The following is a 12,370-nucleotide window of genomic DNA, read 5'->3' on the forward strand; positions in this document are numbered from 1 at the left end:
GGACTCAGGGATTCCGGAAACAGCAGAGCCGCGGACGTACGGTCCGCGGCTCTGCTGCGCTAAGTCGCTCCGCTAATTCGCTACTTCCACGAGGTGGCGTCCAGCTGGACCACGACGACGAACAGGTGCTGGCCGCGCTCGATCTTCTCGACCTCGTACACGCGCACCTTCGTCTCCGGCACCGGTTCCATCGGCCGGCCGACGCCGATCCCGTAACTCACCACGCCTTCGAAATCCCCCGCCGGGGCGTAGCTGGTGAGGACCTGGTAGCCGATGGAAGGGGCGGGTGCGCTGGTGATGGTGCTTGCCGTGCCGTCCGCGGTGTGCGCCTGGGCTCCGCGGAACACCACCCTGAGGACGGCGCCGGTGCCGGGCACAGGAACCGGAAGGCCGCTGCCGTCGGCGATCAGTTCAGGCACAAATTCAATGTCGTAGCCCGGGAATCCACCCTGGAACCGGAAGCTCAGCTGGTCATAGGGCGGAGTCTCCGCGGGGTGCTCACCGGACCCGATGGCGTACAACGTGGGCAGCGGAGCGGCTGGCGGCGGGGAAATGGGCGCGGGGTTCTTATGCGTGGCTTTGAACGGCCGGCCCGGGCCCGGCCAGGACCAGTCCAGGGCAATCGTCGACGAGATCACTTTGTCACCCGATTGCGGCGGAGCTGTTTCGTCCGAGTCCGCCGGGACCGTTGCGGAAGCCGACGGAGCCGCCGTCGCGGTGGCAGCGGCGGACGAGGCGGCGGGTTGGCCGGTAATGCCGGACTGGGGTGTTGGCGCAGTACAGCCCGCGAGGACCAGCAGCAGGGCGAACAGGGCCGCCCCGGAGTTCCATAGCCTGGTGGGCCGCCGGGTCTTCCTGCCAGACAACGCACTCACCATGAGCTCCCCTCGACCTTTCCACCCTAGAAGGAGACGGCTGCCCAGCTCAGGGCCGAAAGTCACGGACTATTCAGGCCATTTCCGGGTCCCGCTGGGCTAGAGTCGTTCCTACCACTGCAGGAACGCAGACCGGCCGACGTCGCCCGGAATCCCCGGAACAAAGCTGGCTTCTGCCACAGACCCATAAGGGGTTCATACATGCGATACGTAGTTGGCTATACCCCCAGCGACCGCGGCGCCGACGCCGTTGCACTGGCCTCCGCCATGGCCCGGGCCCAGGGCGCGCACCTTGACCTGGTCTACGTGGTGGACCGGCGCACGCCCTACGTCGCGATGAACCCGGAGGGAAACCGTGTCAGCGCCGCGGAGCAGAAGGTGCTCACCGCGGAACGGGAGGGCATGGCCCTCGTCCCGAAGGACATCGAGGCCCGGTTCCACGTCCGCCAGGCGGACTCGCACGCCGCCGGCCTCATCGATGCCGCCGTTGAATACAAGGCCGGCCTGATCGTGGTGGGCGCCGCCAGCGCCGGGCTGTTCAAGCGCTACACGATCGGAAGCGCGGCCAACGCCCTCCTGCATGCCTCGCCCGTTCCGGTGGCGCTGGCCCCCAGGGGTTACCGGCACACGGAGCCGATGACGCGGATGACTCTCGCAGTGGGCGAGCGCACGGGCGCGGAGGCGGCGATCGACGTCGCGGTTGAGGCCGCCGAACGCCACGGTGTCCCGCTGCGGCTGGTCTCGCTGGTGGAACTTGACGCCGAAGGGGACAGCGGAGAGAACATCAACGCGGCGCACATCCACGCCAATACCGTACTCACGGCGGCCGCCCACCGGCTGCCGCCCGGCCACCAGGTCACGGTGGAAGTTGCCCACGGGCGCACCATTGAGGAAGCGATCGACGATCTTGAATGGGACGAGGGCGAGATCATGATCGTAGGCTCGTCGCGCCTGGCGGAGAAAAACAAACTGTTCGTCGGCAGGACGGCCAACAAGGTGCTACTCGCCCTGCCGGTGCCCATGGTGGTGGTCCCGCGCGACTACGAGCGGTTCGATACCAGCCCCGAGGACTGACGGCGTGGTGCCGTTCCGCCGCCTGGACAGATTCAGGCGGCGGAGCGGGCCAGCCTGCGCGTAACGGAGTTCTTCCGGGTCATGAGCAGCATGTCCACAGTGAGCACCAGCAGCGCCAGCCAGACGACGCCGAAGCCGATCCAGCGGTCTGTCGTCATGGGCTCGTGGAACACGGCCAGCGCCACGATGAACTGCAGCACGGGGGCGAAGTACTGCAGCAGTCCGATCGTTGTCATCGGCAGCCGCCGGGCTGAGGCGCCGAAGAATAGCAGCGGCACGGCGGTGATGATGCCGGAGGCCGCGAGGAGCCAGAAATGCGCGGCGCCGTTAGTGGCCAGCGTCGCGGTTCCGCTGAGTGCCAGGACGATCATCGTGGCGCCGGCAACCGGCGCCAGCACCATCGTCTCGACGGTAAGGCTTGTGGCCGCATCAGCGCGCGGGCCGACGCGCTTCTTGACGAAGCCATAGAGGCCGAAGCTCAGCGCCAGGGTCAGGGCGATCAAGGGCAGTTTGCCGTAGGACACCGTCAGAACGCCCACGGCAACGAAGCCGATTCCGACGGCGGTCCACTGCAGCGGCCGCAGTTTCTCCTTCAGCACCACCACCCCCAGCAGGACCGAGACGAGGGGATTGATGAAGTAGCCCAGTGAGGCTTCCACGGCCTGACCGGTGGTCACGCCGTAGACATAGGTCAGCCAGTTCACGGCGATCAGGACCGCGGCGATGATCAGCGGGAAGATGACCGCGCGGTTCCGGAAGGCGGCTCCCAGGACCCTCCAGGAGCGGGTGATAGTGATCAGCAGGACGCAGAAAATCAGGGACCAGAGCACCCGGTTGGCCACAATTTCGACCGCCCCTGCCGGTTGCAGCAGGAAGAAGTACAGGGGCATCAGCCCCCACAGGCCGTACGCGCCGATCCCAAAGATGATGCCCGCAGTCGTGTCCGTGTCCACTGCCTTGAGCACGGCCGGCGGACGCTTCGACGGGCTTCCGCCGGGCGACGTTGCGCCCGGGGAGGTCAGCGTGGCTGGGGAGAGGGATCCGTCGGGGGTAGGCACAAAGTCAATAACACCACCCGCAGGGCGCCTATTCCTGCCTTTGGAATCCGTTGCGGCCCGCGCCGGGGCGCGGTTCCCTGCGATGTCGGTCACCGGCGCGCCCATACGTTGGTGCGGACATTTAGAATAGGGGGATTGTGCGCTGCTTGAACCGGCGCAGCCGCCAAGACTCAGAAGGGCTCCCGGTGTCCAACTCGGCCGAAACTTCGCCTCAAAGATCGTCCAAACGTCCGCTCCGCGTTGCGATTGTCGGCGCCGGACCGGCAGGCGTCTACGCCGCGGACATCCTGACCAAGTCCAACGAAGTCAAGGACGGCGACTTCGAGGTCAGCATCGACCTCTTCGAGGCGTACCCGGCCCCGTACGGCCTCATCCGCTACGGCGTCGCCCCGGACCATCCGCGGATCAAGGGGATCGTCAACGCGCTGCACAAAGTCCTGGACCGCGGCGATATCCGCTTCCTCGGCAACGTCGCCTACGGCCGCGACCTGACCCTGCATGACTTCCGTGCCTTCTACGACGCCGTGATCTTCTCCACCGGCGCCATCAACGACGCGGAACTGGACGTCCCCGGCGTCGGACTCCAGGGCTCCTTCGGCGGGGCAGATTTCGTCTCCTGGTACGACGGTCACCCCGACGTGCCCCGGGACTGGCCGCTGGAGGCGAAGGAAATCGCAGTGATCGGCAACGGCAACGTGGCCCTCGACGTTGCCCGGATGCTGGTCAAGCACGCCGACGACCTGCTGGTGACGGAAATCCCGGACAACGTCTACCGGGCGCTGAAGAACTCCCCGGTCACGGACGTGCACGTTTTTGGCCGCCGCGGCCCCGCCCAGGTCAAGTTCACGCCGCTGGAACTGCGCGAACTTTCCCACGCCCGGGACGTCGACATCGTCCTCTACCCGGAGGACTTCGAGTTCGACGAGGCCTCGGATGAGGCCATCCGCAGCAACAACCAGATCCGCACCATGGTCAACACCCTGACCAACTGGCTCGTCGAGGAGCACGCCGAGGCCGAGCAACCGTCCTCCCGCCGGCTGCACCTGCACTTCCTGCACAGCCCCGTCGAGATTCATGACGACGCCGATCACCCCGGCAAGGTCACGGGCATCAAGTTTGAGCGCATGCAGCTGGACGGCACCGGCAACGCCAAGGGCACGGGGGAGTTCCTCGACTACCCGGTCCAGGCCGTCTACCGGGCGATCGGCTACCACGGCTCGCCCCTGGACGAGCTGGAATACGACGCCCGCCGCGGCGTGATTCCCAACGAGGGCGGCCGGGTGCTCGACGCCGACGGCAATCCCGTCCCGGGCATCTACGCCACGGGCTGGATCAAACGCGGCCCCGTGGGCCTGATCGGCCACACCAAGGGCGACGCGCTGGAGACCATCGGCTTCCTGCTCGAGGACCGGCTGAGCCTCCCCCCGGCGCAGAACCCCGATCCGCAGGCGATCATCGACCTCCTCAGCGAGCGCGGGATCGAATACACGACCTGGGAGGGCTGGAACAAGCTCGACGCCCACGAACTGGCCCTCGGCGCGGAGTGGTCCGCTTCCGCTGACGCCAACGGCATTGTGCGCGAACGCGTCAAGGTTGTTCCCCGCGAGGACATGGTGCAGATCTCCCGCGACTAGTTCTGCGGCTTGCCTCCGGCACCCGGGTACTCGATGCGGAGCCCGGCGAGCACCTCAGGGTCGGCCAGGAGATCGATCCGGATGACCCTGCCGCCCAGCACGGAGAACCCGAACACCACGCGCGGCCTCCCGCCCGGCGCCCAGACAGCTCCCGCCGAGCCGTCCACCAGGGCCGGCCGGGCCACCTGGGCGCGGCCGGAGAAGGTGCGTGCCACCGCCTGCGCGCCAATGACCTCCGCCTCCGCCCCCATTCCGGCCGCGGCGCAGTCGGCGCGGAGGACGACGTCGGGATCCAGCAAGGCGAGCAGCGCGGCAAAGTCTCCTCCCCGGGCGGCCGCCAGGAAGGCGTCCACAATTTCCCGCTGGCGGTCGCGGGAGTGCGGGACGACGGTATCCGGGGTGCAGGCCCGGCGCGTGTTTCCTGCAGCCCTTGCCTTAACGCGGCGGCGGGCGCGGCTGGCAAGCTGCCTGGCCGCCGCCGGCGAGTTCCCCAGCACGGCGGCCACCGCCTCGAAGGGCACCGAGAACAGATCGTGGAGCACGAAGGCTACACGTTCGCCCGGCCCCAGCGCGTCCAGCACCACCAGCAGGGCGGTTCCCACGTCGTCGGACAGCACAGCCTGCCGCTCCGGATCGCCGTCCTCCCGGAGCCGGTGCTCCTGGGCGTCGGCGCGGCCAGCCTCCGGATGCGGAAATGCCTCACCGGCCGGTTCTTCGCGGCGGGAACGGCGCGAGCGCAGCATATCCAGGCAGATCCGCCCCACCACCGTGGTCAGCCAGCCGCCAAGGTTCGTGATGGCGGCGGCATCAGAACGGCTGAGCCGGAGCCACGACTCCTGCACGGCGTCCTCGGCTTCGCTGAACGAACCCAGCATCCGGTAGGCCACCGCCCGGAGGTGCGCCCGGTGCGCCTCGAAGCCGTCGACCAGCAGCTCAAGATCAACCATGGCCCACTTTCCCGCCTCATGGTCTGTCCGTGCAACGGGTGTCCGTAAAGAGTCCGCCGATGGAGTGGCCTCCCGGGGAGCGGCGCGGCGGCCGGCCGGACGGGACCGCGGCGACGGCCCAGCTCTGGCGGGCGCCCGGAACGCCCACTAGACTGGCCGGACGTGGCTGCGTCCAGTACGCCGTGGCGCCGTCAGGTGGGAGTTCAATGAGGAATTTGGTCCATCCGGCTGGCCTGGTCCATCCAGGTGCCGGGAGCCCGGCCGAGCTGCGCCAGCAGTATGCCAGTGCGGGCCATGAACAGCTGGACGCTCGGGGGCACGGACTTCCGGATGACCTGCAACTGCCGGGCCTCAGCAGCCTGATCCAGGAGTCCTGGCGGCGCTCCGTCGAGCTGCAGGCCAACCCGGACAATCCCGAGGCCCCGCTGGCGATGGACCGCGAAGAACTCGAAGAGTACCGGCGGCAGCATCCCTTGGCGGCCATCATGCCGGTCATCCACAAGTTGCTGGTTCTGCCCAGCCACGACAGCGGGATGCTCGTGGCTGTAGGGGACGAGGTGGGCAGGCTCCTCTGGGTGGAAGGCGACGCCGCCATGCAGCGCCGTGCCGAAGGCATGATGTTCGTTCCCGGGGCCGACTGGTCCGAAGCCACCGTGGGCACCAGCGCCCCCGGCACCGCACTGGCCCTGGGCCGGGGCATCCAGATCTCCGGTGCGGAACACTACAAACGTTCCGTCCACCCCTGGAGCTGCACCGCCGTTCCATTCCATGATCCCGATTCCGGCGCCCTCCTGGGCGTCGTTGATATCACCGGCACCGAGTCCGCCGTGGCCCCGCATACCTTGTCGCTCGTCGAGGCCACGGTGGCCGCCGCGCAGGCCCATCTGAGGGTGGAGAGGCTCCAGCTGGCCGCGGCCCAGCAGGCCTCGCCGTCCCGGCGGCGGAACACGGCGTCCGCTTCAAGGCATGACCCGGCAAAGGGAGCCAACAGCCTGTACCGCAACAGCCTCCAGCTCCTGGGCCGGGACCAGGCGCTGCTCAGCATCGACGGCCGCACCGTGGCGCTTTCCGCGAGGCACAGCGAGATCCTGGCCCTGCTCAGCACCCACCCGGAAGGGCTCAACGCAGAGGAACTCTGCAACCTCCTGTACCCGGGCGACGCTTCCACCATGACCCTGCGGGCCGAGATGGTGCGCCTGCGCAAAGTCCTCCAGCAGCTCAACCCTGGTGCCGTTCCGGAGTCGCGCCCCTACCGGCTGCCCCTGGACCTGGTGCCGGATGCCGGGCAAGTCCTGAACTGCCTGCAGCGCGGTGCCCACCGGATCGCCCTGGAAATCTACCGCGGCGCCGTCCTGCCCCGCTCCGAAGCCCCCGGCATCACCGAGCTGCGGAACCGGGTTTCCTCCCTGCTCCGCGAAGCGGTCCTGACAGACGGCAGCGCCGAGTCGCTCCTGAGGTACGCCGAACTGCCCGAGGCGAGGGACGACGTCGAGATCCGGCTCGCGGCACTGAAGCTGCTGCCGCCGCGCTCGCCCAAACGCGCCGCCCTCGTCGCCGATCTGGAACGGCTCGAGGCCGAGCTCAGCGCCTGAGCCACCATTTACCAGCACAAGTGACCCGCGTCACTCCAGTTGCAACCTGACTGCAACCTCTTTGCTCCTAGGCTGAACGCAACGGCGGCGCCGACATCTGGCCGCCATCAATCTTGCACAGCAAAGGAGCTGCAATGACTGTCTACGCACAGCCCGGTACCGAGGGCTCGAAGGTCACCTTCAAGGACCGTTACGAGAACTGGATCGGCGGCGAGTGGGTCGCCCCGGTCAAGGGCCAGTACTTCGAGAACATCACCCCCGTCACCGGCAAGGTCTTCTGCGAGGTCGCCCGCGGCACCGCCGAGGACATTGAGCTGGCGCTGGATGCCGCCCACAAGGTTGCCCCGTCCTGGGGCAAGACCTCCGTCGCCGAGCGCGCCGCCATCCTGAACAAGATCGCGGACCGGATCGACGAGAACCTCGAGATGCTCGCCGTCGCCGAATCCTGGGACAACGGCAAGCCGATCCGCGAAACCCTCAACGCGGACATCCCGCTCGCCGCCGACCACTTCCGCTACTTCGCCTCCGCCGTCCGCGCCCAGGAAGGCCGGCTGTCGCAGCTCGACGACGACACCACCGCCTACCACTACCACGAGCCGCTCGGCGTCGTCGGCCAGATCATCCCCTGGAATTTCCCGATCCTGATGGCCGTCTGGAAGCTCGCCCCGGCCCTCGCGGCCGGCAACGCCGTCGTCCTGAAGCCCGCCGAGCAGACCCCGTCCTCGATCATGGTCCTGATGGAACTCATCGGCGACCTGCTGCCGGCCGGCGTCCTCAACGTGGTCAACGGCTTCGGCGTCGAGGCCGGCAAGCCGCTGGCCTCCAGCCCCCGCATCCGCAAAATCGCGTTCACCGGCGAAACCTCCACCGGCCGCCTGATCAGCCAGTACGCCAGCCAGAACCTGATCCCGGTCACGCTGGAACTCGGCGGCAAGAGCCCCAACATCTTCTTCAACGACGTTGCAGACAGCACTGACGACGCCTTCTACGACAAGGCGCAGGAAGGTTTCACGCTCTTTGCCTTCAACCAGGGTGAAGTGTGCACCTGCCCCTCCCGCGCCCTGATCCAGGAAGATATCTACGATTCCTTCATGGCCGACGCCGTGGCCCGCGTGGAGAAGATCATCCAGGGCAACCCGCTGGATACCGAAACCCAGCTCGGCGCCCAGGCCTCCAACGACCAGCTCGAGAAGATCCTCTCCTACATCGACATCGGAAAGCAGGAAGGCGCCAAGGTGCTCACCGGCGGTGGCCGCGCCGAATTGCCCGGAGACCTGGCCGGTGGCTACTACGTCCAGCCGACCATCTTCGAAGGCCACAACAAGATGCGGATCTTCCAGGAGGAAATTTTCGGCCCGGTGGTGTCCGTGACCCGCTTCAGCGACTACAACGACGCCATGGGCATCGCCAACGACACCCTCTACGGCCTCGGCGCCGGTGTCTGGTCCCGCAACGGCAACGTCGCCTACCGTGCCGGCCGGGAGATCCAGGCCGGACGCGTGTGGGTGAACAACTACCACGCCTACCCGGCGGGCGCTGCGTTCGGTGGCTACAAGTCCTCCGGCATCGGCCGCGAGAACCACTCGATGATGCTGGATCACTACCAGCAGACCAAGAACCTCCTGGTCAGCTACAACGAGAACAAGCTCGGCTTCTTCTAAGCCGCAACACACCCGGGCGGGGCGGATCAGGATTGATCCGCCCCGCCCGCACCACTTGTGCACCGACGCGGAAGGACACCGGCCCACTGCACACGCCTTAGCTGCACCCACGCTTGATGACGCAAGGATTTCGCTATGACGACGACAACGACGACGACAATGCAAGCCGCAGTAGTAACCGAATTCGGCACGGACCTGCAGATCCAGACCCTCCCCGTTCCAGTGCCGGGCCGGGGCGAGGCGCTCGTCAAGGTACTGACCACCGGCGTCTGCCACACCGACCTCCACGCAGCGGAAGGCGATTGGCCGGTAAAGCCGACCCCGCCGTTTATCCCCGGACACGAAGGCGTCGGCGAAGTGGTTGCCCTCGGTGAGGGCGTCACGGACCTGGCCGTCGGCGACCTCGTCGGCAACGCCTGGCTCTGGTCCGCCTGCGGCGATTGCCAGTACTGCCGAACCGGTTGGGAAACCCTGTGTGAGGCGCAGCAGAACGCCGGCTACAGCGTTGATGGCTCCTTTGGGGAGTACATGCTGGTGGACACCCGCTTCGCGGCCAGGATCCCGGCAGGTTCGGACCCCGTGGAGGTGGCGCCGGTGCTCTGCGCCGGAGTAACCGTCTACAAGGGACTCAAGATGACCGAGGCCCGGCCCGGCCAGTGGGTCACCATCTCGGGCATCGGCGGACTCGGCCATATCGCCGTTCAGTACGCCGTGGCCATGGGCCTCCGTGTTGCTGCGGTGGACATTGCCGATGACAAGCTCGCCCTGGCCAAAAAGCACGGTGCGGAACTGACCGTCAATGCCCTGCACGAAGATCCCGCCGAAGTCATCCAGCGCGAAACCGGAGGTTGCCATGGAGTCCTTGTCACGGCGGTGCACCCGTCAGCATTCGGCCAGGCGATCGGGATGGCCCGCCGCGGCGGAACGATTGTGTTCAACGGCCTGCCGCCGGGTGACTTCCCGGCACCCATCTTTGAGATTGTGCTCAAGGGCCTGACAGTCCGCGGCTCCATTGTGGGGACACGGCAGGACCTGGAAGAAGCTCTGGAGTTCTACGCCGAGGGCAAGATCCACCCGACAGTCTCCACCCGGGAGCTCTCCGAAGTGAATGCTGTCCTCGACGAAATGAAGCACGCCAAAATCGACGGCCGCGTGGTCATCAAGTACTGACGAAGGAAGGACGCTGATGCCTGACACAAAGCTCCATGCGGCGGTGACCCTCCCCGGCGAGGACTTCTCCCGGGTGGCGCTCACCGCGGAGGCCGTGGAACTGCTGCGCAAGCTCTGGCTGCAGCATGGACCGCTGATGTTCCACCAGTCCGGCGGCTGCTGCGACGGCTCTTCGCCAATGTGCTACCCGGCAGGGGAGTTCATCACCGGGGACTCGGATGTCCAGTTGGGCCTGTTCGACATTTCCGACGGCCTGCAGCCGCAGCCGATTGACTTCTGGATGTCGAAAGAACAATTCAACTACTGGAGCCACACGCATCTGACCGTGGACGTGGTGCCGGGCCGGGGGAGCGGATTCTCGGTGGAAGCACCTGAGGGGAAGCGGTTCCTGATCCGGTCCACGCTGATGGATTGGCCGGTCTGAACCGGAGTTGGAAAAGCGCTGGCGGGCTGTGCGGGGGGACCTGCGCAGCCCGCTTCGCGTCTCACTATGTGGGACAAATCTGGCCGTCCAGTGGATGGACACTACGATAGATAGGTCTGTTTCCAACAAGTTACCGAGATTGTGGACTTTCCTATGAACCTTTTCCGGACCAAATCGATCGAGCAGTCCATGTCGGACGCCGATGAACCCGGACGCAAGCTGAAGCGCTCGCTCAGCTCCTGGGATTTGATGATCATGGGCGTCGCCGTTGCCGTCGGCGCCGGGATCTTCTCGGTCGGCGCCAAGGCTGCAGCGAACTTCGCCGGCCCGGCCGTGACCCTCTCGTTCGCCATTGCCGCTGTCACATGTGCGCTGGCGATCATGTGTTACGCCGAGTTCGCCACCGCGATTCCTGTTGCCGGCTCCGCGTACGTCTTCACCTACGCCACCATGGGCGAGCTGCTGGCCTGGATCATCGGCTGGAACCTCATCCTCGAGCTGTTCACCGCCGGCGCTGTGATCGCCAAGTACTGGGGCATCTACCTCAGCAAGGTGTTCGCGCTGATGGGCGTCGACATTCCGCCGTCGATCTCCCTGGGCGGGGTGGACCTGTACTGGGGCGCCTTCCTGATCGTCGCCGTGTTCACTGTATTGCTGGTGCTGGGGACAAAGCTGTCCGCCCGCGTCGGCAACATCTTCACGCTGGTCAAGATCGCCGTCGTGCTCTTCGTGATCGTGGTGGGCTTCACCTACGTGAAGTTCGAGAACTACACCCCGTTCGTTCCGACCTCCGTGCCCACCGGCGGCACCGGCGCCTCCGACGTCATGAAGCAGTCCTTCTTTGCCTTCCTTACCGGCGCCGCGCCGGCACAGTACGGCACGCTGGGCATCTTCGCAGGAGCGGCCCTCGTCTTCTTCGCCTTCATCGGTTTCGACGTCGTGGCCACGTCGGCCGAGGAAGTCAAGGACCCGCAGAAGACGCTGCCCCGCGGCATCTTCGGCGGCCTCGCCGTCGTCACCGTGCTCTACATCCTGGTATCACTGGCACTGACCGGCATGGTGTCCTACACCCAGCTTGCCGAGGCCGAGAACCCGACGCTCACCACGGCGTTTGAGGCCGTAGGCAACACCGACGCCGCGAAGATCATCGCCTTCGGCTCCCTCGTGGGTCTGACCACGGTGATCATGGTGCTGCTGATGGGCCTCTCCCGCGTGGTGCTGGCCATGAGCCGCGACGGCCTGCTGCCGCGCTCACTGTCCAAGACCAGCACCATCCGCGCGACGCCGGTCCGGCTCCAGATCATCTGCGGTGCGGCCGTGGCGGTCGTCGCCGGACTCACCAACGTGGACCTGCTGGAGGAAATGATCAACATCGGCACACTGTCCGCGTTCGTGACGGTGAGCATCGGCGTGCTGGTGCTGCGGAAGAAGCGCCCGGACCTGAAGCCGGCGTTCCGGGTGCCGCTCGGGAAGGTGCTCCCGATCGTCTCGGCCGTCCTGTGCCTCTACCTCATGACGAACCTCGCCGTGGAGACGTGGATCTTCTTCGCCATCTGGCTCGTGATCGGCGTCGCCATCTACTTCTCCTACGGCCAGCGGCACTCCAGGCTGAACGAGAAGTTCGCCGAGGCCAAGGCCTCCGTAAACGGCCCCGGCGGCAAGGGCGCTGCGAAGGAACCGGCAGGGGCACATGCAGCCGCAGAGGCCGACGCCGACGCCGACGCTGACGCTGACGCGAGCTTGGACACGCGCCCCCGCTCCTAACCGCAACGCGGGGCAACTTACGGTCCGTTCCGCCTCTTCGGACGGACCGTGAGTGACTCCGCGCACGGCTGCTGGCGTCGCGGCCGGTGCCACTAGAACCGCCCGCCGATCCCTGATCGGCGGGCGGTTTCGTGTGTCCTGCGGCTTTCGACGGCGCAGGAGTTCCCCCGC

At 66.8% G+C, this 12,370-nt stretch carries 10 protein-coding genes; 7 read left to right on the forward strand and 3 right to left on the reverse strand.

Annotation, left to right across the window (positions count from 1 at the left end; genetic code table 11):
• Positions 1 to 80 precede the first annotated feature (80 nt).
• Positions 81 to 866 (reverse strand): AMIN-like domain-containing (lipo)protein, encoded by a 786-nt coding sequence (locus tag AC1DF4_RS01020; protein WP_476911158.1) that lies wholly within the window; start codon positions 864 to 866, stop codon positions 81 to 83.
• 210 nt (positions 867 to 1,076) lie between these two features.
• On the opposite strand from AC1DF4_RS01020, the gene AC1DF4_RS01025 reads away from it, so the two are divergent.
• The gene (locus tag AC1DF4_RS01025) at positions 1,077 to 1,949 is read left to right on the forward strand and encodes a universal stress protein (protein ID WP_476911159.1); all 873 of its coding nucleotides are present in this window, start codon (positions 1,077 to 1,079) and stop codon (positions 1,947 to 1,949) included.
• Positions 1,950 to 1,981: 32 nt separating this feature from the next.
• On the opposite strand, the gene rarD is transcribed toward AC1DF4_RS01025, so the two are convergent.
• A complete protein-coding gene (gene rarD / locus AC1DF4_RS01030) occupies positions 1,982 to 3,007 on the reverse strand; it encodes an EamA family transporter RarD (RefSeq protein ID WP_476911160.1) in 1,026 nt (341 codons plus the stop codon).
• A gap of 185 nt (positions 3,008 to 3,192) precedes the next feature.
• On the opposite strand from rarD, the gene AC1DF4_RS01035 reads away from it, so the two are divergent.
• Entirely contained in the window at positions 3,193 to 4,641 is a 1,449-nt protein-coding gene (locus tag AC1DF4_RS01035) for an FAD-dependent oxidoreductase (protein ID WP_476911161.1), read from the forward strand.
• On the opposite strand, the gene AC1DF4_RS01040 is transcribed toward AC1DF4_RS01035, so the two are convergent.
• A complete protein-coding gene (locus tag AC1DF4_RS01040; protein ID WP_476911162.1) occupies positions 4,638 to 5,588 on the reverse strand; it encodes a sigma-70 family RNA polymerase sigma factor in 951 nt (316 codons plus the stop codon). The genes AC1DF4_RS01035 and AC1DF4_RS01040 overlap by 4 nt on opposite strands.
• Before the next feature lie 206 nt (positions 5,589 to 5,794).
• Here AC1DF4_RS01040 and AC1DF4_RS01045 point away from each other — a divergent pair, with 206 nt between their 5' ends.
• The 5 genes from AC1DF4_RS01045 (at position 5,795) to AC1DF4_RS01065 (ending at position 12,199) form a co-directional block, all read left to right on the forward strand.
• The gene (locus tag AC1DF4_RS01045; protein ID WP_476911163.1) at positions 5,795 to 7,180 is read left to right on the forward strand and encodes a GAF domain-containing protein; all 1,386 of its coding nucleotides are present in this window, start codon (positions 5,795 to 5,797) and stop codon (positions 7,178 to 7,180) included.
• A 134-nt stretch (positions 7,181 to 7,314) separates the two neighbouring features.
• Positions 7,315 to 8,841: an acetaldehyde dehydrogenase ExaC gene (exaC, locus tag AC1DF4_RS01050; protein ID WP_476911164.1), complete on the forward strand. Its 1,527-nt coding sequence runs from the start codon at positions 7,315 to 7,317 to the stop codon at positions 8,839 to 8,841.
• A gap of 159 nt (positions 8,842 to 9,000) precedes the next feature.
• On the forward strand, positions 9,001 to 10,011 hold the full coding sequence (adhP, locus tag AC1DF4_RS01055; RefSeq protein ID WP_476911613.1) for an alcohol dehydrogenase AdhP: 1,011 nt from the start codon (positions 9,001 to 9,003) through the stop codon (positions 10,009 to 10,011).
• Positions 10,012 to 10,027: 16 nt separating this feature from the next.
• Positions 10,028 to 10,435 (forward strand): DUF779 domain-containing protein, encoded by a 408-nt coding sequence (locus tag AC1DF4_RS01060; RefSeq protein ID WP_476911165.1) that lies wholly within the window; start codon positions 10,028 to 10,030, stop codon positions 10,433 to 10,435.
• A gap of 153 nt (positions 10,436 to 10,588) precedes the next feature.
• Entirely contained in the window at positions 10,589 to 12,199 is a 1,611-nt protein-coding gene (locus AC1DF4_RS01065) for an amino acid permease (RefSeq protein WP_476911166.1), read from the forward strand.
• Positions 12,200 to 12,370 lie beyond the last annotated feature (171 nt).

It is taken from the genome of Arthrobacter sp. 05N429 (genome assembly GCF_056397045.1).

Coding starts and splice junctions, on each gene's coding strand:
- AC1DF4_RS01025 (WP_476911159.1), top strand. CDS start 1,077: ATGCGATACGTAGTTGGCTATACCCCCAGCGACCGCGGCGCCGACGCC.
- AC1DF4_RS01040 (WP_476911162.1), bottom strand. CDS start 5,588: ATGGTTGATCTTGAGCTGCTGGTCGACGGCTTCGAGGCGCACCGGGCG.
- AC1DF4_RS01045 (WP_476911163.1), top strand. CDS start 5,795: ATGAGGAATTTGGTCCATCCGGCTGGCCTGGTCCATCCAGGTGCCGGG.
- exaC (WP_476911164.1), top strand. CDS start 7,315: ATGACTGTCTACGCACAGCCCGGTACCGAGGGCTCGAAGGTCACCTTC.
- adhP (WP_476911613.1), top strand. CDS start 9,001: ATGCAAGCCGCAGTAGTAACCGAATTCGGCACGGACCTGCAGATCCAG.
- AC1DF4_RS01060 (WP_476911165.1), top strand. CDS start 10,028: ATGCCTGACACAAAGCTCCATGCGGCGGTGACCCTCCCCGGCGAGGAC.
- AC1DF4_RS01065 (WP_476911166.1), top strand. CDS start 10,589: ATGAACCTTTTCCGGACCAAATCGATCGAGCAGTCCATGTCGGACGCC.